The sequence below is a fragment of the Cupriavidus sp. SK-3 genome (assembly GCF_000611145.1).
In the GTDB taxonomy this organism is placed as follows: domain Bacteria; phylum Pseudomonadota; class Gammaproteobacteria; order Burkholderiales; family Burkholderiaceae; genus Cupriavidus.
On the sequence record NZ_JFJV02000055.1, the window covers coordinates 1 to 21,715 of the forward strand.

Here is a 21,715-nt window from a genome sequence, read left to right on the forward strand (position 1 = left end):
GAACCGCTCGGGCCGCACCTGCTGGCGCGCCAGCAGCATCGCGGGGATTTCGGTTTCCATCGTGGTGTTGGAACTCGGCACGATCTGGCCGATCCGGAAAGTCTTTTGCACGGGGCGCTCCGTTATGTCGGGGTTCAAAGCTTGAGAATGCGTTCGGCGTTGCCATGGCAGACGAGGCTTCGGGTCGCGTCGTCCATCGGTGCCTGCTCGATAAAGTCCGCGGCGATCGCGGTGGATTCGTAGGGATAGTCGACCGAGAACAGCACGGCCTCTGCGCCCATCTCGGCAATGGCGCCGTTCAGCGCGGCGGGCGAGCACACGCCGGAGGTGGTGATCAAGATATTGCTGCCGATGTATTCGGAAGGCTTCTTCGCCAGCTTGATGCCATGCGAGTACACAGCGAAACGGCTGTCGAAACGCCAGCGCTGGAACGGCAGCCCTTCGCCCATATGGCCGAGGATGATCTTGAGCCGGGGGAAGCGGTCGAACACGCCGGCGAACACAAGGCGCAGCGCATGGCTGGCCGTTTCCACGCCCCAGCCCCACGCCGCACCGCTGATCTCGGGATGCCCGGCGTACACGTGCGGCATCACATAGGCATCGGTCGGGTGCAGGTACATCGGCACGTCCAGCTCCTGCATGCGCTCCCAGAACGCGTCGTATGCCGGGTTGTCGTAATACATGCCCTGGGTATGGCCGTTGACCAGCGAGCCCTTGAAGCCGAGCTGCTTCACGGCACGCTCCAGTTCGTCCGCCGCCGTCACGGGATCGTGCATCGGCAGCGCGGCAAAGCCAGCGAAACGGGTGGGATGGCGCGCCACTTGCGCGGCCAGGAAATCGTTGTTCTCGCGGGCGCGGCCGATGGCGGCGGCGCGGTCCGTTTCGCCCTGCACGCCGGGACCGGTCTGCGACAGCACGGTGAAATCGATGCCGGCACGGTCCATCTCGCCGATGCGGATGTCGTCGAAATCGGCCAGGCGCTTCGCGAGATCGGCCATCACCGCCGCATCGATATGCTGGAGATATCCCTTCGAATAGGCCTGGAAATCGGGGGCCATGAAGTGTTCCTCCAGGGCAATCTTCCGTATTCTCGTCATGCTGTGGCGACTCCTGATGTGGTGGGGGCGTGTTGCGATGCAGGCCATGAAACGGGGACGGCGAGGGCGCGTGCCGTTGTTCTTGCGTAGGCTTGCCCGCTTAATTGCTCAGTATGCTGAGTATTTTTAATATAGCAACGAGGTTGTGGAATGTCTAGCCGGAGTCAAAAGGGTTAACCCCCATAACACTCCCAAATTCTGCTCAGTACACTGATTGAAATTACTCAGCATGCTGACAGTGTGAAGCACACACACACGCACAAGCTGGGACGCCCCCAGGAGAAATACGGCCATGACAATCAGCCTGACCAGTGACAGTGCCGCCGCGCGCAAGCAAGGCATGACAAGGGAAGAGCGCAAGGTGATCCTCGCGTCGTCTTTCGGGGCGCTGATGGAGTGGTACGACTTTTATATCTACGCGGCGCTCGCCGTCTATTTTGGCGCATTGTTCTTCCCGCCCGGCAACGAAACCACCGCTTTCCTCGCCAGCCTGGCCACTTTCGGCGCGGGCTTCCTGGTGCGCCCCGTCGGCGCCCTGCTGTTCGGCCGGCTGGGCGACCTGATCGGCCGCAAATACACGTTCCTGGTGACGATCCTGCTGATGGGTATCGCCACCGTGGGCGTCGGGTTGCTGCCCACGTATGGCCAGATCGGCATCACCGCGACCATCCTGCTGGTGCTGTTGCGCCTGCTGCAAGGGCTGGCGCTGGGCGGCGAGGTGGGCGGCGCGGTGACCTACGTCGCGGAGCATTCGCCGGTCGAAAAGCGCGGCCTCTACACCAGTTCGCTGCAGACTACGGCCACCCTCGGCCTGCTCTCCTCGCTGCTGGTGGTGTACCTGCTCAAGACCTTCCTGAGCGAGGCGCAGTTTCGCGAATGGGGCTGGCGCCTGCCCTTCCTGGTGTCCTTCCTGATGCTGGTGGTATCGGTCTATATCCGCGGCAAGCTGCACGAGTCGCCGATCTTCGCGCGCATGAAGGCCGGCAACAACACGTCGAAATCGCCCATCCTGGACAGCTTCACGAACTGGGCCAACCTGAAGTATGTGCTGCTGCTGTTCGTGGTGGCTTCCGGGCTCGGGGCCATCTTCGGGACCGGGCATTTCTACACCATGTTCTTCGTCAACAAGACGCTGCATGTGCCGCTGGAACTGGTGCACCTGCTGATCGGCATCGCACTGGTGATCGCCACGCCCTGCTATCTGTTCTTCGGCTGGCTGTCCGACCGGATCGGCCGCAAGCACATCATGATGGCCGCCTGCCTGCTGGCCGCCCTCACCACGCAGCCCATCTTCAAGGCGCTGACGCATTACGCCAATCCGGCGCTCGAACAGTTCCAGCAGCGCAACACCGTGCAACTGCGCGCCGGCGACTGCCACTTTCGACTGTTTGCCGAGCCGGTATCCGCGTGCGACAAGGCCAAGGGCTACCTGACGGATCTCGGCGTGGGCTACGAATTCATCCAGGATGAGGTGCGCCCGCAGCCCGAGCTGCGCATCGGCGACGCCACGCTGCAGGGTTTCGACAGCAAGGCGATCAGGCAGGCCCTGCTTGCCGCGGGCTGGCCCGAGCGCGCCGACCCGGCGGCCATCAACCGCCCGATGCTGTTCCTGATGCTGCTGATTCCCATCCTCTTCCTCGCCATGGTGTACGGCCCGCTGGCGGCGTTCATGGTGGAGCTGTTCCCGGCGCGCATCCGCTACACCTCGCTGTCCCTGCCCTTCCACCTTGGCGCCGGCTGGGTCGGAGGCATGCTGTCCTTCGTGGTGACGGCGATGAACGTGTCCAGCGGCAATGTGTACTTTGGCCTGTGGTATCCGGTCTCGATCGCCGCCCTCGCGTTTGTGATCGGCATGGTGTTCGTGCCCGAAACGCGGGGCCGCGACCTGGATACCTGAGCCGGTCCGCCATGGCACCTGGCCCGGACTTTGCTCAGTACACTGCATTTTATAGTCAGCATACTGATCATTGCACCAAGGCGATGCCGGCCGGTACGCAAACGATGCACGGCCGGGCCCTGCCCCCTCTTCTTCCTGCTTTCCGTTTTTCATTCACCCTGTCTGGAGCGCCCCCATGAAGTCTCTGCACAAAGTCCAACGCATCGCCCTGGTGCCTGCCCTGATCGCCCTGATGTATGGCACCGCCGCCCTGGCGGATGCCAGCGGTGTCAAGGTTGGCGTGATTACCGACATGTCCGGCTCCTACGCCGATCTCTCGGGCCGCGGCTCGGTGCTCGCGGCGCAGATGGCGGTGGAGGAATTCGGCGGCAAGGTGCTCGGCAAGCCGGTCACCGTGCTATCGGGCGACCACCAGAACAAGGCGGATATCGCCTCGTCGCTGGCGCGCCGCTGGTTCGATACCGATGGCGTGGACATGGTGATCGACTTCCCCAACTCCTCCACCGCGCTGGCGGTGCAGGAAATCGCCAGGCAGAAGCAGAAGATCAATATCGTCTCGACGGGCGGCGCCATGGCGCTGACCAACCAGAACTGCTCGCCCACCGGCTTCCATTGGGGCTGGGATACCTACTCGGTATCGGCGCCGCTGGTCAAGCGCCTGATCGCCGACGGCAAGAGCAGCTGGTACTACATCACCGTGGACTACGCATTCGGCCAGTCGCTGGAATCGGATTTCCGCAAAGAGGTGGATGCCAGCGGCGGCAAGAATATCGGCAGCACCAAGCACCCGCTCAATGCGAGCGACTTCAGCAGCCCCATCGTGGCGGCGTCCGCGTCCAAGGCCAAGGTGGTAGTGCTGGCCAACGCGGGCAATGACATGATCAACGGCGTCAAGGCGGCCGGCGAATTCGGCCTGATCAAAGGCGGCCAGACCGTGATTACCCCCTCTACCTTCATCACCGACCTGAAGAGCCTGGGGCCCAGCGTCGCGCAGGGTCTGACCTATGTGGACCCGTTCAAGCTGGATCTCGACGCCAGGTCGAAGGCCTTCGTCGAGCGCTTCTTCGCCAGGCAAAAGGCCTACCCGACGCATGGCCAGATCGGCGTCTACTCCGGCGTGCTGCATTACCTCAAGGCGATCGAGGCAGCCAAGACGGTGGACGGGCCGGCCGTGGCGGAAAAGATGCGCGCCCTGGTGGTCAACGATGACTTCGTGCACGGCGGCAAGGTGCGCGCGGATGGCCGGATGGTGCATGACATGTACCTGGCGCAGGCCAAGTCGCCGGCGGAGTCGAAGGGCCCGTGGGATCTCGTCAAATACCTTGGCACCATTCCCGGCGACGCGGCGTTCCGCCCGCTATCCGCAAGCGAATGCGCGCTCGTGAAGAAGTGAGCCACGATGCCGACACGCAATGACACTGACGCGGAGCACGCATGAGCCAGGCTGACGTAATCCTTGAAACCCGCGGACTCACCAAGGAGTTCAAAGGCTTCACCGCCGTCAGCAGGGTCGACCTGCGGGTACGGCGCGGCGCCATCCACGCCCTGATCGGGCCCAATGGCGCCGGCAAGACCACCTGCTTCAACCTGCTGACCAAGTTCCACACGCCCTCCGCCGGCGCCATCCTGTTCAACGGCGTGGACATCACGCGGGAGCGCCCCGCCCAGATCGCCCGCAAGGGCGTGATCCGCTCCTTCCAGATCTCGGCGGTGTTCCCGCAGCTCACGGTGATGGAAAACGTACGCGTGGCGCTGCAACGCAAGCTGGGCACCGCGTATCACTTCTGGAAAGGCAAGCGCTCGCTCGATGAACTCAATGACCGCTCGATATCGCTGCTGAAGGCAGTCGGCCTGGAAGGCTTTGCCGACCTGCCCACCGCCGAACTGGCATACGGGCGGAAACGCGCGCTGGAAATCGCCACCACGCTCGCCATGGACCCGGAGCTGATGCTGCTCGACGAACCCACGCAAGGGATGGGGCATGAAGACGTGGAGGTGGTAACCGCCTTGATCAAGCAGGTTTCAGCGGGACGTACCGTGCTGATGGTCGAACACAATATGAGCGTGGTGTCATCCATCGCGGACCGCATCACCGTGCTCCAGCGCGGCGCCATCCTGGCCGAAGGGCCTTACGAGGAAATGGCACGGAACCCGCAGGTGATGGAAGCGTACATGGGCACGGCCGATGCCGCGCTGACGGAGGCAATGCCATGACCCAACCAACCCCTGCCCTGCAGATCAAGGACCTGCACGCCTGGTATGGCGAGTCCCACATCCTCCACGGAGTGGACCTGACCGTCAATCCGGGCGAGGTGGTCACCGTGCTCGGCCGCAATGGCGCGGGCCGCACCACGACCATGCGCGCCATCATGGGGCTCGTCGGCGCCCGCAAAGGCTCGATCCGCGTCAACGGCACCGAGACCATCGGCATGAAGACGCACCGCATCGCGCCGCTGGGACTCGGCTATTGCCCGGAGGAACGCGCCATCTTTTCCAGCCTGTCGTGCGAGGAGAACCTGATGCTGCCGCCGGTGTTCAAGCCGGATGGCGCAAGCGCGGGCCGCGAGCCGATGCCGCTGGACGAGATCTATGCGATGTTCCCCAACCTGTGGGAGCGCCGCAAGAGCCAGGGCACCCGCATGTCGGGCGGCGAGCAGCAGATGCTGGCGGTCGCGCGCATCCTGCGCACCCGCGCCAGCGTGCTGCTGCTCGATGAAATCTCCGAAGGCCTCGCGCCCGTCATCGTACAAACACTGGCAAGAATGATCACCACCCTGAAGAAGCGCGGCTACACCATCGTGATGGTGGAACAGAATTTCCGCTTCGCCGCGCCTCTGGCCGACCGCTTCTACGTCATGGAGCACGGCCGCATGGTGGAGAGCTTCGACGCCGGCGCGCTCGGGCACAAGATGCCCACGCTCAACGCCTTGCTCGGCGTGTAAGGAACCATCGCTATGGATTTATTTGGCATACCTGTGCCCGCCCTGCTGAGCCAGTTGCTGCTCGGCCTCGTCAATGGCTCGTTCTACGCCATCCTCAGTCTCGGCCTTGCGGTCATCTTCGGCCTGCTCAACGTCATCAATTTCGCCCATGGCGCCCTGTTCATGCTGGGCGCCGTGCTGGCATGGATGGGCATGAGCTACCTCGGCCTTAACTACTGGCTGATGCTGCTGCTCGCGCCGTTGGTTGCCGGTGCGCTGGGCGTGGTGCTGGAACGCACCATGCTGCGCCGCCTCTACCGCTTCGACCACCTCTACGGGCTATTGCTGACGCTGGGCATCAGCTTGCTGATTGAAGGCCTGCTGCGCTCGGCCTACGGAGTGTCCGGCCTGTCCTATGCCGCGCCCGCGGCGCTGAGCGGCGCCACCAGCGTGGGCTTCATGGTGCTGCCCAACTACCGTGCCTGGGTCGTCCTGTCCTCGCTCACGGTGTGCTTCATGACCTGGTACGTGATCGAGAAGACAAGGCTCGGCGCCTACCTGCGCGCCGGCACCGAGAACCCCCGCATGGTGGAAGCATTCGGCATCAACGTGCCGCTGCTGGTCACGCTGACCTATGCCTTCGGCGTGGGGCTGGCCGCCTTTGCCGGCGTGCTGGCCGCGCCGGTGATGCAGATCTCGCCGCTGATGGGGCAGAACCTGATCATTACCGTGTTCGCGGTGGTGGTAATCGGCGGGATGGGATCCATCCTCGGCTCCATCTTCACCGGTCTCGGCCTGGGCATATTCGAGGGCATGACCAAGGTGTTCTACCCGGAAGCCTCGGCGACCGTCGTCTTCGTTGCCATGGTGTGCGTGCTGATGGTGCGCCCCGCCGGCTTGTTCGGAAAGGAAAAATGATGATCAACGACTCACGCGCAAGGCTGACGATCGCCCTGCTGGCGGCGGCGGTCGCGCTGGCGCCCTTCCTCGGCGCCTACCCGGTGCTGGCGATGAAGCTGATGTGCTTTGCCCTGTTCGCCTGTGCCTTCAACCTGCTGCTGGGCTTTACCGGCCTGCTGTCCTTCGGCCATGCCGCCTTCTTCGGCGGCGCGGCCTATGCCTGCGGCTACGTGATGAAATCGCTGCACGCGACGCCGGAGCTGGGCCTGCTGGCCGGCACGGCTTTCGGCGCGCTGCTCGGCCTGGCCTTCGGTGCACTGGCGATCCGGCGCCAGGGCATCTACTTCGCCATGGTCACGCTGGCGCTGGCGCAGATGTTCTACTTCTTCTGCCTGCAGGCGCCCGTCACCGGCGGCGAGGACGGCATGCAGGCGGTGCCGCGCGGCACCCTGTTCGGGCTGGTTTCGCTGGAGAGCGACCTGACCATGTACTACGTGGCGGCGGCCGTGACCGGTGCCGCGCTGCTGTTGATCGCGCGCGTGGTCAACTCGCCGTTCGGGCAGGTGCTGCGGGCTATCAAGGAGAACGAGCCGCGCGCGATTTCGCTGGGCTACGACACCGACCGCTTCAAGCTGCTGGCCTTCGTGCTGTCGTCGGCGCTGGCCGGGCTGGCGGGCGCCCTGAAGACGCTGGTGCTCGGCTTCGCCACGCTCACCGACGTGCACTGGGCGATGTCCGGATCGGTCATCCTGATGACGCTGGTGGGGGGCATGGGCACGCTCTCCGGGCCCATCCTGGGCGCGCTGGTGATCGTCGCGGTGGAAAACAAGCTGGGTGATTTCGGCAGCAGCCTGGCCGCGCTGACAGGCGCGGACTGGTTCAACACGCTGGGCGAATCGGTCAGCATGGTCACGGGCCTGATCTTCGTGGTCTGCGTGCTTACCTTCCGGCGCGGGATCATGGGCGAGGTGCAGGCGCTGCTGGCCCGCCGGGCGGCGCTGGCGCGGCCTGCGCCCTCCTTCCACGGCCCTTCTGCCACCTCGGCCACCTCGGCCACCTCGGCCACAGCCAAGGGTTAACGCTGATTCAGTCGAAAATTTAAATCAGTACACTGATCATTAATACTCAGCATACTGATTAAAGGAGATGCATCATGGCTTGGACCAAGATCGCCACTACCGGCCAGCTTCAGGACGATGAAGTGATGCCGCTCACGCTCGGGGACGCGCAACTGGCGCTGTACCGCAGCCAAGGGGAATACTTCGTCACCGACAATGTCTGCACGCACCAGTACGCGCTGCTGTCGGACGGCTACCTGGAAGACGGCTGCATCGAATGCCCGCTGCACCAGGCGCGTTTCGACATCCGCACCGGGCAAGCCATGTGCGCGCCCGCCACCCAGGGCATCCGCGTCTATCCGGTCAGGATCGTGGACAGCGACGTGATGGTCGACGTCATGGTCACCGCCTGAGCCCCCGCCATGCCACAAGACGCCCCTATCCTGATCATCGGCGCCGGCCAGGCCGGCGCCACCGCGGCAGCCGCGCTGCGCTCGCTGGGCCATGACGGCGGCATCGTCATGGTCGGCGGCGAGGTCCATGCCCCCTACGAGCGCCCGCCGCTATCCAAGGCCGTGCTGGCGGACGAGCAGCAGGACGAACGCATCGGCGTGCACGCGGCGGGCTTTTATGCCGAGCAAGGCATCGACCTGCGTCTGGGCACGACAGTGACGTCGCTCGATCCCGGCAGAGGCACGGCCCGCTGCGCCGACGGCCAGGCGATTGCCTTCAGCCGCTGCCTGCTGGCCACCGGCGGGCGTGCCCGCACCCTGCCCGCCTTGCCGGAAGGCATGGCGGGCGTGCACTACCTGCGCTCGCTGGCCGATGCGCGCGGCCTGCGCGCCGCGCTGCGCCGGGAGCGCTCCGTGCTGGTGATCGGCGGCGGCTTCCTGGGGCTGGAAACGGCCTCCACCGCCCGCGCGGCGGGACTGGCGGTCACGGTGATCGAAGCCGCGCCACGGTTGCTGCAGCGCGCCGTGCCGGCCGTGTTCTCCGACTGGCTGGCACAGCGCGTGCGCAGCCTCGGCATCGACCTGCGCCTGGGCTGCGGGATCGCCTCGATCCCGCCGGCCACAAACGGGGTTGCCGTCACGCTGACGGACGGCTCAGCCTTGCACGCACCGCTGGCAGTGGTCGCCATCGGGCTGCATCCCGATGCCGGCCTGGCGCGGGCCGCCGGGCTGGCGCTCCATCCGGGCAACGGCGGCATCCAGGTCGACGCGCACTGCCGCACCAGCGCGCCGGGCGTGTTCGCCGCCGGCGATTGCACCAGCCAGTACCAACCGCTGTTTGGCCAGGAAGTCCGGCTGGAGTCGTGGCAGAACGCCAACGAGCAGGCCCGCATCGCCGCCGCCGCCATGCTCGGCGTGGAGACGGCACCGGCCGCCGTGCCCTGGTTCTGGACCGACCAGCTCGGCTGCAACATCCAGATGCTGGGCGCGGTGGACCCCACGCTGTGCTACACCCTGCGCGGCAACGGCGCGGCGGACGGCGACGCCCCCAGATTCCTGTTGCTTGGCATGGCCGGCGCGCAACTGCGTCACGCTATCGCCGTCAATGCGGGCGGCGACCTGCGCCAGCTCCGCAACCTGATCGAACAACGCACCGCCTGCGACATCGGCCTGCTCCGCAACACCGCCATGCCCCTGAAGCAAGCGGTACGCGAGGCCGCCGCCGCGCTCGCGGGCCAGACCCAATCCTGAACGATCCCGAACGAGGAACCGACATGTACCAGACCCACGCGGTCATCAACCGCACGCCGCGCGCCAAGGATGCCGAACTGGCCGCCTGCCAGTGGCCCGAGGACGCCCTGCATTTCATCCCGGACTGGGTGTACACCAGCAACGCCGTGTACGACATGGAACTGGAAAAGATCTTCCGCGGCCGCTCGTGGAACTTCGTCGCGCTGGAGGCGGAGATCCCCAACACCGGCGACTTCAAGCGTTCCTATGTCGGGCCCACGCCAGTCGTGGTGGCGCGCGCCGAGGACGGCTCCATCAATGTCTTCGAGAATCGCTGCGCCCACCGCGGCGCGGAGTTCTGCCGGCACGGCCAGGGCAATGCCACGGAGTTCGTCTGCCCCTATCACCAGTGGTCCTACGACCTCAAGGGCAACCTGCAGGGCGTCCCGTTCAAGCGCGGCGTCAACCGCGCCGGCGGCATGCCCAAGGACTTCCGTAACGAAGACCACGGTCTGATGAAGCTGCAGGTGGCCACGCGCAACGGCGTGATCTTCGCCTCCTACGCCAGCGATATGGAGAGCCTGGAGGCGTACCTGACGCCCGAGATCCTCAAGGATTTCGACGTGGTGTTCAACGGCAAGCCGCTCAAGATCCTCGGGTACTACAAGAATGAGTTGCCGTGCAACTGGAAGATGTACCACGAGAACCTGAAAGACCCCTACCACGCCACGTTGCTGCATTCCTTCCTGGTGGTGTTCGGTCTCCTGGTGGCCGGCAACGATTCCGCCATGATCGCCGACCCGGTGCACGGCCGCCACGGCACCATGGCCTCGGCCAAGAAGGAAGACAAGTACGCCGCGGTGAGCGAAGAGAACAAGAAGGAAATGCGCTCGTTCCACGAGGGCATGCGCCTGCGGGACGACCGCTTCCTGGAATACATCAAGGAGTTCGACTCGCCGTGGTCCGTCACCATGCAGACCATCTGGCCAAACCTGATCGTGCAGCGCGAAATGAATACGCTGGGCGTGCGCCAGATCGTGCCCAACGGCCCGGACAGCATGCTGATGCAATGGACCATGTTCGGCTATGAGGACGACAGCGAGGAGATGACGCGGCACCGCCTGCGCCAGGGCAACCTGATGGGGCCAGCCGGCTTCCTCGGCCTGGAAGACAACGAAGCGATGAAGTTCGTGCAGGAAGGCGTGCGCCGCTCCAGCACCGACCGCAACGTGCTGAAACTGGACCCCGGCCACGTCGGCACCGCCAACTCGCTGATCTCGGAATCCGCGATCCGCGCCATGTACCAATACTATCGCAGCGTGATGGGGTTCTGAACAGCATGACACCAACCATGACACCGACGGCTCATACCCTCTACCGCTCCTGCAAGCTGGAGCCCGCGCGCGCGCAGGCGCTGCGCATGGAGATCGATGCCTTCCACGCCGAATACTGCGCCGTGCTCGATGCCGGCCTGGTGGAATCGTGGCCGGATTTCTTTACCGAGGATTGCATCTACCGCGTCACGGCAAGGGAGAACGTGGAACTCGGCATGCCCGTGGGACTGGTCTACGCCGAAGGCCGCGGCATGATGCACGACCGCGCGGTGGCGATCGCGCGCACCCAGATGTTCGCGCCGCGCCATATGCTGCATCTTGTCACCAACACCCGCGTCACCGAGGAAACCGCGTATGGCGAGATCCATGCGCAAGCCAGCTTCCTGCTGCTGCAGACGCTGGTCGAAGGTCCCACCACCATCCACATGGCGGGCACCTATCACGACCGTTTTGCCCGCACCCAGGGCAATCTGCTGCTGGCCGAGCGCCAGGTCGTGTACGACACCACCATCATCGCCAACGACCTGGTCTACCCGGTGTAATCCGCGCGCACGGTGCGCGCAACGCATTACATGATGCGCAGCACCGTGCGGCTGTAGTCATTGTTGGCCTCCACCAGCGTCGCCAGCAGGTCCATGAACACCTTGCGCTGCGCCGGGCGCAACGGCGCCAGCATGCGCTCCTGCGCGCGCTCCATATCGGCGCGCAGCGACGCCACCACCTCCTGGCCTTCCCTGGTCAGGTGCACGTGACGCGTGCGCCGGTCGGCCGGATTGTCCTTGCGCTCGACCAGCCCGCGCTCTTCCAGCCTGCGCACCACATCGGCCGTGGTGGTGCGGTCGAAGCCCACTTCCTGCCCCAGCGAAGTCTGGTCCAGCCCCGGCAGCACCGATAGCACCGTCAGGATGGCGTACTGCACCGGCGTGATGCTCGCCGACTTGCATTCCTCGAAAAACATGGCCACGTGGATCTGGTGCAGGCGGCGCACAAGAAAGCCTGGCCGGGCCCAGAGAAGCTCCTTGGCCGGGTCCGCTTCGGACGGCGCTTGATCCTCGACCGGGGGCGCGGTGTGCGCCGTTTGACGTTTCGCGGTGGACATTCCATTCACCAAATTGTTAGCATGCTGACAAGTATAGACGAGTGGCCCCGACATGGTGCCGGAACGCACCACGCCGGAACGGCCATGATGCGGATCGCCCCCGCCCTTCCTAATGTACGCGCCGCTCTCCACGCCGCAGCGCGGACAGGCAGTCCCGGTACAACTTCACCGTTTCTCGTCCGAGCGACCCGAGCGAGAAATTCGCCTCCACCCAGCGGCGCCCGCGGCGCCCCATCCGCGCCGCGCGCATCGGGTCCGCCGCGAGCTGGCACATGGCGCCGGCCAGTGCACCCGCGTCGCGCGGTGGCACCAGGACCCCGTGGTCGCCGTCGATGAAGGTCTCGGGAATGCCGTCCAGTTCCGTGGCGATCACCGGCTTGCCGCAGCTCAATGCCTCCAGGATGACCAGGCCCAGCGCTTCGCTGCCCACGGGCGGATGCACCAGGACGTCGATCGCCTGCATCAGCGACGGCACATCGTGCTCGAACGGGAGGAAGTGGATGCGTCCCGCCAGGCCCAGGGCATCGGCCTCCCGGCGCAGTTGCGGGATCAGGTCGCCTTCGCCAACACAGAGGAAATGCGAGTTCGGGTGCCGTGCCAGCACCTGCCCCGCCGCCTTGACGAAGTAGAACTGCCCTTTGCCGTCCGGCTGCTGCGCCCCCCCGATCAACGCATAGATCAAGGCGTCCCGCGGCAGCCCAAGGGCCTGCCGGACGCGCTGGCGCCGCATGGCGACAGTGCGGAAGCGTTCGGTATCGATGCCGCAATAGATGCGCCTGAGCCGCAGCGTGCGATCCGGGTCCACCAGGCGCAGGGACTCCTGCACCGCGTCCGACACAGCGATCACGCTGGAAAACGCGGCAAGGTAGCGGCGCGTCCTTTCCTTGAGCCGGGTCATCAGGTGGCGCGTCACCACCACCGCCGCTTTGCGGCCGGACAGCATCCATGCCAGGATCGCCACCCAATAGTCGCGCCCATGGTGGGCGTGGATGACATCGATCCGCTGCTCCCGGATCGTCCGCGCCAGGATCAGCGGCCAGACCACGCGCCTCGCGCCCAGCGCCATCACGCGCACGCCCGGCATGTCCTGCGCGGCGACGATCCACCGGGCGCGGGAAGGCACTGCCAGGGTCACTTCGCAGTCCTGAAGCTGCAACGCCCGGCACAGTGAAAGCGTGTGGGAATCGACACCACCGCCATTGAGCAGCGAATTGAGCAAGAGCACGCGCAACTGGCCGGAGGCCGGGTCCGGATATGGCTCAAACCGATTCATGGCGAACCGCCCCCTTGCCGCGTTGATCTTCATAAGCGGTGGCGAGCTTCAGCAAGAACTGCCCGGTATGCGAGGCGCGCGAAACCAACACCCGCGGCAGGCCGAACAGGTTGCCGCCGACGGCGGCGCGGCCGCGCTGCGTGGTAACGGCACTCTGGTATCCGGCGCCGCGCACCAGGTCCACGACGTGCTTGTCGAACTCGCCGAAGGGATAGCAGAAGTGCCGCACCGGCATGCCCAGCGCGGACTCCAGCTCATGCTTGCAGCCTTCGATCTGGCCGCGCGCGGCAACGGTGCCTAGCCGGGTCAGGTCCACATGCGTGCGCGTGTGCGCGCCGACCTCCATGCCGGCCCGGGTCCAGGTACGTAGTTCGTCCAGCGTCATCAGCGGCTTCTCCGGCACGCCGATCGATGCATCCCAGGAATTGGTCTTGCCGGCCAGGCTGCTGACCGCATAGCAGGTCGCGGTAAATTCGTGGCGCTGCAGCACCGGCAAGGCATGCTCGAGGTTGTTCCGATAGCCGTCGTCCAGCGTGATGCCGACCACCTTGCCGGCCTTCTCGCCACGCAGGTAGGGCATCAGGTCGCACAACGCCAGGCCGCGATACCCCATCAGCTTGAGCAGGCGCATCTGCCACGCAAAGTCGCGCGCCGCCACCACGAGGCCGCGCATCGGCGTGCCGCGAGGTGGCGGCGCATCGATCTGGTGATACATCAGGATGGGGATTCGCGGCTTCATGTCTTCCTTCTGCGAATGAAAGTCGGATGCGATGCTAGAAGCTGTAGTTGAGCGAGGTCAGCCCGACATATGACTGCCTGGACTGCACGATCGGGCTGTTTGCGCTATCGCCCAGCAGGCGGCTCACCGAGACAATGCTGTGCACCGACCAGGCGCGCGAGATCTCATAGCTCCAGGACAGCGCCAGGCTGGCGCGGTCGAAACCCGCCTTGGTGGAATAGGGCCGGAAGCTGCTGTTGGCAGCCTGCGCGTCGGTCACGCCGAAGAAGGTCTGCGTATAGCGCCGCGAGCCGTAATGCAGGCTGGGACTGATGCTCACCAGGTGCCGGCCGGCCTTGTACACCGGCACGTCCATGTCGATATGGCCGCTCAGCCCGCGATCCCTGTTGGTCAGCGGCGCATCGAGGGTGATGCTGAGCGTGGCGTCGCCATAGACAGGCATGCCGACCTGGAACGCTCCCATGAACGATCCGGGGATACGGCCCATGCCTTTCAGGTAGTCTGAACCGGGCAAATCGACTCGCTTGCGGTCGGTACGCCCAACGTCATAGTCGATGCCGACAGAGGCGAACATGCCGTTGGAAAACTTGTGGCCGTAGCCAATCCCCCCGCGCAGCGGGTTGACGAAAAACCCGTTGCCGAAATCCGCGCTGAACAGCGGCCCGATCACCGGCCGGTATTCGTTACTGCCTTCGTATCGCGGTGCCGCGCCGGCGACCAGCCCCACGGTGTAGACGTTCTCCGCATGCACGCCGGCACAACCGATCCCGCTGGCTAGAATTGCGCCGGTCCTTACATATTTACCAAGCATTCATTTCACCCATGGCCCCTTGAACAAGCCCCAGAGTTTAGGGACGGGGGGCTATCCGTGTCTGTTGGAAAGTGACGCGAATATGTGCGGAATTGTGCGGATTTGTCTGAAGTTTATTTCGGCGCCAATTGGCAATTTGATCGCCGCTAGAATCGCATCGCCCAAGACGGCGATCGCGTAGCCTCGACGCGTTTCCGACGCACCCAAATCCGTTCACAATAGCCAGCGCCGGCCCGGCACGATTCGCGGCGGCGGATCTGCGCCGGCCTGCAGGAAGGAGTCAATGAATCCATGGTTCGCTCACTGCTCAAGCTCTACCTGGTGCTGATCCTTGGCGTAGCCGCCGGGCTCGCCGCGATCGACCATGTGCTGGTCCCGGCCTACCACCAGCAACTCAGCGAGACGGAACGCGAGAGGGAAAAAAGCTACAGCTACCTGCTTTCCCTCTATCTGGAGCGGTACGAAGGGGACCGGCGCCGGGCCGCGCTGACCAGGCTGCAAGACCATGCGAGCGAGAGCTTCGCCCTGATCGGCACGGACGCCGCGGGCCATCTTGGCGAGCGGCGGCTGCGCGACCTGCGCGATGGCAAGCTGGTATTCGGCACGGACGGCGACGACGCCTACCTGCCTTTGCACGATGGCCAGATCCTGCATATGAGCAAGCGGAATCTGGACTACACCAATATCGAGCTCATTGCGTATGCACTGCTCGCCGGCACCACCTTGCTCGCCGTGGTTGCCTGGCTCTTCTATCACTGGCGCGAACTCAATGCCCTGCGCGAGGCGGCAAAGCAATTCGGCAGTGGCAAGCTCTCGACACGCGCCGGCTTGTCCAGGCGCTCCAACGTCTATCGGCTGGCCCGCCAGTTCGATGACATGGCGTCCCGCATCGAAGCCTCGGTCCTGCAGCAGCGCGAGATGATCCATGGCATTTCGCATGAACTGAAGACGCCAATCACGCGACTGGAGTTTGGCATTGCCCTGCTGCGGTCCGGCGACGCAAAGCAAGACCCGGCGCGGCGCGCCCAGGGCCTCGAAAAGCTGCGCGTGGATGTGCGGGAACTGGACGAACTGGTGACAGAGCTGCTCACGCTCGGCCAGCTGGAGCAAGGCGCGACGCCCGTGAGGCCAACGCTGGTCACCAGCGCGGAGATGATCGACGGTGTTGTCGCCGTCGTTGCGCGGGATACGGCAGACCGGGGGCTGGTCCTGCATGTGCGCAACAGCCGCCCGTATGCGCGCCACCTTTGCGACGCCCGCCTGGTGGCGCGGGCGCTGCTCAAGCTTTGCCGCAATGCGATCCGCAACGCGCGCGGCACCGTCGCCATCGAGGCCCATACCGATGCCGCCGGCACCCTGTCCCTCGTGGTAGAGGACGACGGCCCGGCCGTGCCGCCGGAGGAGCGCGCGCGCATCTTCGAGCCCTTCCATCGCACCGATGGCAGCGGCGACAGCCACGTCAACCGCGTCGGCCTGGACCTGGCGATCGTCCGGCGCATCGCGATGGCGCATGGCGGCCAGGTGTCGCTTGGCAGCGGCGAGGCAGGCGGCGCGCGGTTCGTGATCACGCTGCCCGCCCTGTACGCCTCGCCGGACACCGATGCGCGAGCGGCTGCGCAACCGGGCTGACCCGCTCAGAAACTGCGCGTGTAGGTCAGTTGAAAGACATCCAGCCCGGGATTGGGCCGCTTGATGCCCGCGTTGGAGAAATGCGAGTACCTGAGCCCGATGCGATCCGCTCGCGATACCTGATACCCCAGGCCGACATGGTCCCCGAACTGGAAGGCCGTACTGATCTGCTTGCCGGCGAAGCTCGCGCCGCTGAATGCCGTCAGGCCCACCCCTGCCTCCAGGTAGATCCGCTCGCTCACCCACCAGCGCAGCATCGGAATGGCGCTCGCTTGCCAGGCGCTGGCGGGCGTGCGGCCGCCGTTCGCCCACCAGTAGGACACGCCAAGCTCGCCGGTCAGGTCCAGGCGGCCCCAGCGCCCGCTGAACTGGTGGCTCCATAACGGCGAGCTTTCCAAATTCAGCGCGAGGCGCTTGTAGCCGTCGCCAAACCCCAGATGCATGCTGACCGCGCCCGGCAGCAACCGAGGCTGCGGATCCGCTGCATTTGCCAGTTCCGGTACGCCGAGCATGGACAAAGCCATGCAGAGCGCGCCGCGCCATTTCATTCTTCCCCTGGTGCCAACCGCCCGGCCCGCCATCCGGAATTCGGACATCGCATTATTCATTGACATAGGCATTCATGATTCCCAATAAATAGCCGGTCACGATACATAGAAATCCATAAATAATGATTAGAAAATCGTCCTGTTTTTGTGCATAAATGTGCAGGCACTGGCCGCGCCCTCCCGCCCGTGCTGCCGGTCTTTCCAGGGGCAAAGACAAACAATCACGTCCTGGCACACTTTCATACAGTTAAGAATGGAATTCCCACAGACATGGCCGCGTCTGGCATCGAGAATGCGAGCCTGCCATTCCATCACGCACTCCAACCAGATGTCTAAAGAACCAGGACGTCTCCGGCGCCCCCTCATCGCCGCGCTGACTGCACTATCCGCCTTGGCCGCGCTGGCCTTCTGGCACCTGACGCCGGCCACGCAGCCCGAGTACATCACGGCGCTCGTGACCCGCGGCGACCTGGAGGTCTCCGTGCTGGCCAATGGCGTGCTGCAACCCGTGCGCCAGGTCGAGGTCGGCGCACAGGTCAACGGCCAGCTGAAATCGCTGAAGGTCAAGCTGGGGGACAAGGTCACGCGCGGCCAGCTCCTGGCGCAGATCGATCCCGTGCTGCTGGAGAACGCCCAGCGCCAGGCCGACGCGGCACTGGCCAGCGGCAAGGCGCGGCGCGAGGCCAAGCTGTCGCGCTTGCGGCAAGCCCGCCTGAACTGGCAACGCCAGCGCGGCCTGCAGGCGCAGGAGGCGGCATCGCACCAGGAGCTTGAGATCGCCGAGGCCGACCTGCGCGCGCTGCAGGCCGAGCTGACCGCGCTGGATGCCGACATCGCCCAGCTGGGCATCAAGGCGGAGTCGGCGCGGATCGATCTTGGCTATACCCGCATCGTCGCGCCGATGGATGGCGAGGTGGTGGCGCTCAATACGCTGGAGGGCCAGACCGTGGTGGCGTCCTACCAGGTGCCGACCATCCTCAAACTGGCGGACCTGGGCGCCATGACCGTCAAGGCGCAGGTGTCCGAAGCCGACGTGATCCGCATCGGCGACCGGCAGGCGGTCTACTTCACCATCCTGGGCGAGCCGGACCGGCGCTATCATGCGCGGCTGCAGGCCATCCAGCCCTCGCCGGAGAAGATCAATAACGCCGTGTTCTTCAACGCGCTGTTCGACGTGCCGAACCCGGAGCACAAGCTGCGCATCGACATGACGGCCCAGGTCGCGATCATGCTGGGCGAGGCCCGGAACACCCTGCTGGTCCCGCTGGCGGCGCTGGGCACGCGCGACAAGGACGGCACGGCTGCGGTACGGGTGCTGCGCGCAGGCCAGCACGTGGAGAGCGTGCAGGTGCGCACCGGCCTCGCCAACAACGTGCACGCCCAGGTGCTCGCCGGCCTGGCGGAAGGCGATCGCGTCATCACGGGCGATGCCAGCGCCATGGCCGGCAAGGGAGAGCCATGACACAGGCGCCCCTCCTGCTGCTGCAACACGTGGAGCGCAGCTACCGCACCGGCGACCAGGACGTCCCGGTCCTGCGCCAGATCAGCCTGGCCATCTGCGCGGGCGAGATGGTCGCCATCGTCGGCGCTTCCGGCTCGGGCAAGTCCACGCTGATGCATATCCTCGGCTGCCTGGACCAGGCCAGCGCCGGGCGCTACCTGGTAGCCGGCCAGGATGTCGCCGCGCTGGACGACGATGCGCTGGCGCGCCTGCGCCGGGAACGCTTCGGCTTCATCTTCCAGCGCTACCACCTGCTGGCCCGGCTATCCGCCGCCGACAACGTGGAAGTGCCGGCCATCTACGCCGCCTCCGGCCGCGCCGGGCGCCGTGCCCGCGCGGTCCGGCTGCTGGCCCGGCTCGGCCTTGGCGACCGCGCCGGCCATCGCCCCGCCCAGCTCTCGGGCGGACAGCAGCAGCGCGTGAGCATCGCCCGCGCGCTGATGAACGGTGGCCAGGTCATCCTGGCGGATGAGCCCACCGGCGCGCTGGACAGCCACAGCGGGCAGGAAGTCCTGGCGATCCTGCGCGAACTGCATGCGCTCGGCCACACGGTCATCATCGTGACGCACGACATGGCGCTGGCGCGCAACGCCGGGCGCATCATCGAGATCGCCGACGGCCGTATCGTGGCCGACCGCGCCAACCGGCCGGCACCCGCGCCGGCCGCCGGGCAGGTAAATGCCCCCCCATCACCTGCCCCGGGGCAGGTGGCCAATGGCGGCGGCGACGCCCCGCCGCGGCGCGCACGCGCGTGGCATGGATTCACCGAGGCGTTCGCCATGGCCTGGGGCGCGCTGATGGCGCATCGCATGCGTACCGCGCTGACCATGCTGGGCATCATCATCGGCATCGCATCCGTGGTGTCCATCGTGGCGATCGGCGAAGGCGCCAAGCGCTATGTCATGAACGATATCCGCGCCATCGGCGCCAACACGCTGGAGATCTTTCCGGGCGCCGACTTTGGCGACGACCGCGCTGCGGGCATCCGCACCCTGGTGGAAAGCGACATCGACGCCTTGCACGCGCTGCCTTACGTGGACAGCGCCACGCCAGTCACCAGCAAGGTACAGCGGCTCAGGCACCGCAACGCCGACGTCAATGCCTCCGTGCACGGCGTGGGCGCGAGCTTTTTCCGCGTGCGCGGCCTTGGCATGACGCAGGGCGCGCCCTTCCGGCCAGACGAGGTGCGGCAGCACGCGCAAGTGGTGGTGATCGACGAAAAAACGCGCCGCAAGCTATTCGGCGACGTGACGCCGGTGCTGGGCAAGATCGTGCTGGTGGGCAGCCTGCCCTGCGTGGTCATTGGCGTCGCGCGCGAGAAGAAAAGCATGTTCGACGACAACGGCAGCAGCCTCAACATCTGGCTGCCCTACACCACGGCTGGCAGCCGCCTGTTTGGCCGGGTGCATTTCGACGAAGTCTCCGTGCGCATCCGCGAAGGCCAGCCCAGCGCGGCGGCGCAGCACGGCATCGAGCGCGTGCTGACGCAGCGCCACGGCAAGAAGGATTTCTTTACCTACAACATGGACAGCATCGTCAAGACCGTGGAACGTACCGGCCAGGCGCTCACCCTGTTCCTGTCGGCGGTGGCGGTGATCTCGCTGCTGGTTGGCGGCATCGGCGTCATGAACATCATGCTGGTCTCCGTGACAGAGCGCACCAGGGAGATCGGCATCCGCATGGCCGTCGGCGCACGCCAGCGCGACGTGCTGCTGCAGTTCCTCACCGAAGCCGTGCTGGTCTGCATGGTGGGCGGTGCCCTCGGTACCTTGCTGGCCTATCTGATCGGGCTGGTGCTGGCGCTGCTGATGCCGCAGTGGCGGATGGTGTTCTCCGCAAGCGCGGTGGCTGGCGCTTTCGTGTGCTCGTCGCTGATCGGCGTGGTCTTCGGCTATATGCCGGCGCGCAATGCCGCGCGCCTGCAGCCGATCGAGGCGCTTGGCCATGAATAGCCGCCCGCGCAAGCTGCCCGCGAGGCGTCCTCTCTCGCTGTCGATGCTGCTGTCGACGCTGCTGTCGATCATCGCGCTTGCCCTCGGTGCGTGCGCCGAGTTGCGCACGCCTGTTGAAAACCCCGCGCTGGAAGTGCCCTGGCAGTGGCAGCATGCGCCACGGCATGCGCTTGCCGCCCCTGCCGCCGGCACCCTGGGGCCGGACGCGTGGTGGCAGTCATTCGGCGACCCGCAACTCAACGCGCTGGTAGCGTCGGCACTGGAGACCAACAACGATCTCGCCATTGCCGCGCTGCGGCTCGAACGGGCCCGCTTGCTCGCGGGACTCGCCGGCACCAACCGCCTGCCCGAGGTTGCGGCGGAGGGCCGGGCTACGCGCCAATGGGGACTGGACGGCGGCGGGCGGCGCGACCAGTCGGCCATCAATGCCACCGTCAGTTACGAAATCGACCTGTGGGGGCGGCTGGCCAGCCTGCGCGGCGCCGCGGACTGGGAGGCGCGGGCCAGCGCAGCCGAACTCGAAGCCGCGTCGATCACGCTGGCCGCCACCACGGCCACGCTGTACTGGCGTGCGGGGCTGCTGAACCAGTTGATCGATATCTCCGACCAGAGCCTCGCGGACGCGCGGCGCACGCTGGAACTCGTCGAGGCGCGCTACCGTGCCGGCGCGGTCTCCGGGCTCGACCTGGCGCAGGCCGAGCAGCAACTGGCCGCGCTGCTCGCCGAACGCACCGAACTGGACCAGGAGCGCAGCGAGAACTGCCAGGCCCTGGCTATCGTGTTCAACCGTCCACCGGAGCACGGCGCGGCCGAGCCGCCGGGCCTGCCCACCAATGCGCTGCCGCGCATCGCGCCCGGCATCCCGGCGGCAGTGATCGGCAGGCGCCCCGACGTGCGGCAAGCGGAATGGCGCCTGCGCGCCGCTCTTGCGGACTCCGACGCTACCCGCGCCGGCTTTTATCCCAAATTGACGCTGACCGGTCTCGTCGGCACCAGCAGCGCGGCGCTGGCCTCGTTGCTGCGAGATCCCACCGCCCTGCTCGGCGCGGGCCTGAGCCTGCCCTTCCTGCAATGGGAGAAAGCAAAGCTGACGATACAGGTCTCGCAAAACGAATACCGGGAAAAGGTGGTGCGCTATCGCCAGTCGCTGTACACGGCGTTCGCCGAAGTGGAGAACGCGCTGTCCGGCCATGCCAGCCTGGCACTACGGGATCAGCGCCTGGCTGAATCCCTGCAGGCGGCGAGCCGGGCCGAACGGCTCGCCGCGGGCCGCC

General features: G+C 65.9%; 20 protein-coding genes and 1 pseudogene. 14 read left to right on the forward strand and 7 right to left on the reverse strand.

All coding sequences use genetic code 11. The features are described 5' to 3' along the window. Together CF70_RS35720 and CF70_RS06025 are read right to left on the reverse strand one after the other, a co-directional pair. Positions 1–111: pseudogene (locus CF70_RS35720) on the reverse strand (Asp/Glu racemase); the annotation flags it as partial. A gap of 23 nt (positions 112–134) precedes the next feature. Next, positions 135–1,097 carry an amidohydrolase family protein gene (locus CF70_RS06025; protein WP_035861876.1) on the reverse strand — a complete coding sequence of 321 codons (963 nt, stop codon included), beginning with the start codon at positions 1,095–1,097 and terminating at the stop codon, positions 135–137. A 292-nt stretch (positions 1,098–1,389) separates the two neighbouring features. Between CF70_RS06025 and CF70_RS06030 the strand changes: the two genes are divergently transcribed. The 10 genes from CF70_RS06030 (at position 1,390) to CF70_RS06075 (ending at position 11,431) form a co-directional block, all read left to right on the forward strand. Further along, positions 1,390–2,994, forward strand: coding sequence for an MFS transporter (locus tag CF70_RS06030; RefSeq protein WP_035861879.1), 1,605 nt, complete (start codon positions 1,390–1,392; stop codon positions 2,992–2,994). A gap of 175 nt (positions 2,995–3,169) precedes the next feature. Beyond that, entirely contained in the window at positions 3,170–4,387 is a 1,218-nt protein-coding gene (locus tag CF70_RS06035; protein WP_035861883.1) for an ABC transporter substrate-binding protein, read from the forward strand. A gap of 41 nt (positions 4,388–4,428) precedes the next feature. Beyond that, a complete protein-coding gene (locus tag CF70_RS06040; RefSeq protein ID WP_035861887.1) occupies positions 4,429–5,208 on the forward strand; it encodes an ABC transporter ATP-binding protein in 780 nt (259 codons plus the stop codon). Continuing rightward, positions 5,205–5,936 carry an ABC transporter ATP-binding protein gene (locus CF70_RS06045; protein ID WP_035861891.1) on the forward strand — a complete coding sequence of 244 codons (732 nt, stop codon included), beginning with the start codon at positions 5,205–5,207 and terminating at the stop codon, positions 5,934–5,936. Before CF70_RS06040 ends, CF70_RS06045 begins: the two co-directional genes overlap by 4 nt. Before the next feature lie 12 nt (positions 5,937–5,948). Continuing rightward, entirely contained in the window at positions 5,949–6,833 is an 885-nt protein-coding gene (locus CF70_RS06050; protein WP_035861894.1) for a branched-chain amino acid ABC transporter permease, read from the forward strand. Further along, positions 6,833–7,894: a branched-chain amino acid ABC transporter permease gene (locus CF70_RS06055; RefSeq protein WP_051648074.1), complete on the forward strand. Its 1,062-nt coding sequence runs from the start codon at positions 6,833–6,835 to the stop codon at positions 7,892–7,894. Before CF70_RS06050 ends, CF70_RS06055 begins: the two co-directional genes overlap by 1 nt. 74 nt (positions 7,895–7,968) lie before the next feature. Beyond that, positions 7,969–8,286, forward strand: a complete 318-nt coding sequence (locus CF70_RS06060; protein ID WP_035861898.1) for a non-heme iron oxygenase ferredoxin subunit — start codon at positions 7,969–7,971, stop codon at positions 8,284–8,286. A gap of 9 nt (positions 8,287–8,295) precedes the next feature. After that, positions 8,296–9,576 (forward strand): NAD(P)/FAD-dependent oxidoreductase, encoded by a 1,281-nt coding sequence (locus tag CF70_RS06065; protein ID WP_035861901.1) that lies wholly within the window; start codon positions 8,296–8,298, stop codon positions 9,574–9,576. A gap of 23 nt (positions 9,577–9,599) precedes the next feature. Further along, on the forward strand, positions 9,600–10,889 hold the full coding sequence (locus CF70_RS06070) for an aromatic ring-hydroxylating dioxygenase subunit alpha (RefSeq protein ID WP_035861903.1): 1,290 nt from the start codon (positions 9,600–9,602) through the stop codon (positions 10,887–10,889). A gap of 17 nt (positions 10,890–10,906) precedes the next feature. Continuing rightward, complete coding sequence (locus CF70_RS06075; protein WP_051648075.1) at positions 10,907–11,431, forward strand: aromatic-ring-hydroxylating dioxygenase subunit beta; 525 nt, start codon at positions 10,907–10,909, stop codon at positions 11,429–11,431. 26 nt (positions 11,432–11,457) lie between these two features. Here CF70_RS06075 and CF70_RS06080 read toward each other — a convergent pair whose 3' ends face one another. The 4 genes from CF70_RS06080 to CF70_RS06095 all read right to left on the reverse strand — a co-directional run bounded on the left by CF70_RS06080 (position 11,458) and on the right by CF70_RS06095 (position 14,811). Beyond that, on the reverse strand, positions 11,458–11,988 hold the full coding sequence (locus CF70_RS06080; RefSeq protein WP_035861906.1) for a MarR family winged helix-turn-helix transcriptional regulator: 531 nt from the start codon (positions 11,986–11,988) through the stop codon (positions 11,458–11,460). Between the two features lie 109 nt (positions 11,989–12,097). Further along, the gene (locus CF70_RS06085) at positions 12,098–13,261 is read right to left on the reverse strand and encodes a glycosyltransferase (protein ID WP_035861910.1); all 1,164 of its coding nucleotides are present in this window, start codon (positions 13,259–13,261) and stop codon (positions 12,098–12,100) included. Continuing rightward, the gene (locus tag CF70_RS06090; protein WP_035861913.1) at positions 13,248–14,000 is read right to left on the reverse strand and encodes a polysaccharide deacetylase family protein; all 753 of its coding nucleotides are present in this window, start codon (positions 13,998–14,000) and stop codon (positions 13,248–13,250) included. The genes CF70_RS06085 and CF70_RS06090 overlap by 14 nt, the downstream gene beginning before the upstream one ends. A 34-nt stretch (positions 14,001–14,034) precedes the next feature. Further along, positions 14,035–14,811, reverse strand: a complete 777-nt coding sequence (locus CF70_RS06095) for a MipA/OmpV family protein (RefSeq protein WP_035861915.1) — start codon at positions 14,809–14,811, stop codon at positions 14,035–14,037. Between the two features lie 291 nt (positions 14,812–15,102). On the opposite strand from CF70_RS06095, the gene CF70_RS06100 reads away from it, so the two are divergent. Further along, positions 15,103–16,440 carry an ATP-binding protein gene (locus tag CF70_RS06100; RefSeq protein WP_035861918.1) on the forward strand — a complete coding sequence of 446 codons (1,338 nt, stop codon included), beginning with the start codon at positions 15,103–15,105 and terminating at the stop codon, positions 16,438–16,440. A gap of 5 nt (positions 16,441–16,445) precedes the next feature. Here CF70_RS06100 and CF70_RS06105 read toward each other — a convergent pair whose 3' ends face one another. Further along, positions 16,446–16,964 carry an acyloxyacyl hydrolase gene (locus CF70_RS06105; RefSeq protein WP_152561705.1) on the reverse strand — a complete coding sequence of 173 codons (519 nt, stop codon included), beginning with the start codon at positions 16,962–16,964 and terminating at the stop codon, positions 16,446–16,448. A gap of 352 nt (positions 16,965–17,316) precedes the next feature. Between CF70_RS06105 and macA the strand changes: the two genes are divergently transcribed. From macA to CF70_RS06120, 3 genes are all read left to right on the forward strand, one after another. Continuing rightward, positions 17,317–18,450: a macrolide transporter subunit MacA gene (gene macA, locus CF70_RS06110; RefSeq protein WP_035861939.1), complete on the forward strand. Its 1,134-nt coding sequence runs from the start codon at positions 17,317–17,319 to the stop codon at positions 18,448–18,450. Next, positions 18,447–20,441 carry a MacB family efflux pump subunit gene (locus CF70_RS06115; protein WP_035861923.1) on the forward strand — a complete coding sequence of 665 codons (1,995 nt, stop codon included), beginning with the start codon at positions 18,447–18,449 and terminating at the stop codon, positions 20,439–20,441. The genes macA and CF70_RS06115 overlap by 4 nt, the downstream gene beginning before the upstream one ends. Then, a partial coding sequence (locus CF70_RS06120; RefSeq protein ID WP_035861925.1) for an efflux transporter outer membrane subunit occupies positions 20,434–21,715 on the forward strand: 1,282 nt, incomplete at its 3' end. The genes CF70_RS06115 and CF70_RS06120, both read left to right, overlap by 8 nt.

What these genes read in the sequence shown, in the direction of transcription:
- CF70_RS06080 (WP_035861906.1), bottom strand. Translation starts at nt 11,988, where the DNA reads ATGTCCACCGCGAAACGTCAAACGGCGCACACCGCGCCCCCGGTCGAG.
- CF70_RS06050 (WP_035861894.1), top strand. Translation starts at nt 5,949, where the DNA reads ATGGATTTATTTGGCATACCTGTGCCCGCCCTGCTGAGCCAGTTGCTG.
- CF70_RS06055 (WP_051648074.1), top strand. Translation starts at nt 6,833, where the DNA reads ATGATCAACGACTCACGCGCAAGGCTGACGATCGCCCTGCTGGCGGCG.
- CF70_RS06045 (WP_035861891.1), top strand. Translation starts at nt 5,205, where the DNA reads ATGACCCAACCAACCCCTGCCCTGCAGATCAAGGACCTGCACGCCTGG.
- CF70_RS06060 (WP_035861898.1), top strand. Translation starts at nt 7,969, where the DNA reads ATGGCTTGGACCAAGATCGCCACTACCGGCCAGCTTCAGGACGATGAA.
- CF70_RS06075 (WP_051648075.1), top strand. Translation starts at nt 10,907, where the DNA reads ATGACACCGACGGCTCATACCCTCTACCGCTCCTGCAAGCTGGAGCCC.
- CF70_RS06115 (WP_035861923.1), top strand. Translation starts at nt 18,447, where the DNA reads ATGACACAGGCGCCCCTCCTGCTGCTGCAACACGTGGAGCGCAGCTAC.
- CF70_RS06100 (WP_035861918.1), top strand. Translation starts at nt 15,103, where the DNA reads ATGGTTCGCTCACTGCTCAAGCTCTACCTGGTGCTGATCCTTGGCGTA.
- macA (WP_035861939.1), top strand. Translation starts at nt 17,317, where the DNA reads ATGTCTAAAGAACCAGGACGTCTCCGGCGCCCCCTCATCGCCGCGCTG.
- CF70_RS06040 (WP_035861887.1), top strand. Translation starts at nt 4,429, where the DNA reads ATGAGCCAGGCTGACGTAATCCTTGAAACCCGCGGACTCACCAAGGAG.
- CF70_RS06030 (WP_035861879.1), top strand. Translation starts at nt 1,390, where the DNA reads ATGACAATCAGCCTGACCAGTGACAGTGCCGCCGCGCGCAAGCAAGGC.
- CF70_RS06085 (WP_035861910.1), bottom strand. Translation starts at nt 13,261, where the DNA reads ATGAATCGGTTTGAGCCATATCCGGACCCGGCCTCCGGCCAGTTGCGC.
- CF70_RS06095 (WP_035861915.1), bottom strand. Translation starts at nt 14,811, where the DNA reads ATGCTTGGTAAATATGTAAGGACCGGCGCAATTCTAGCCAGCGGGATC.
- CF70_RS06070 (WP_035861903.1), top strand. Translation starts at nt 9,600, where the DNA reads ATGTACCAGACCCACGCGGTCATCAACCGCACGCCGCGCGCCAAGGAT.
- CF70_RS06105 (WP_152561705.1), bottom strand. Translation starts at nt 16,964, where the DNA reads ATGGCTTTGTCCATGCTCGGCGTACCGGAACTGGCAAATGCAGCGGAT.
- CF70_RS06090 (WP_035861913.1), bottom strand. Translation starts at nt 14,000, where the DNA reads ATGAAGCCGCGAATCCCCATCCTGATGTATCACCAGATCGATGCGCCG.
- CF70_RS06025 (WP_035861876.1), bottom strand. Translation starts at nt 1,097, where the DNA reads ATGACGAGAATACGGAAGATTGCCCTGGAGGAACACTTCATGGCCCCC.
- CF70_RS06065 (WP_035861901.1), top strand. Translation starts at nt 8,296, where the DNA reads ATGCCACAAGACGCCCCTATCCTGATCATCGGCGCCGGCCAGGCCGGC.
- CF70_RS06035 (WP_035861883.1), top strand. Translation starts at nt 3,170, where the DNA reads ATGAAGTCTCTGCACAAAGTCCAACGCATCGCCCTGGTGCCTGCCCTG.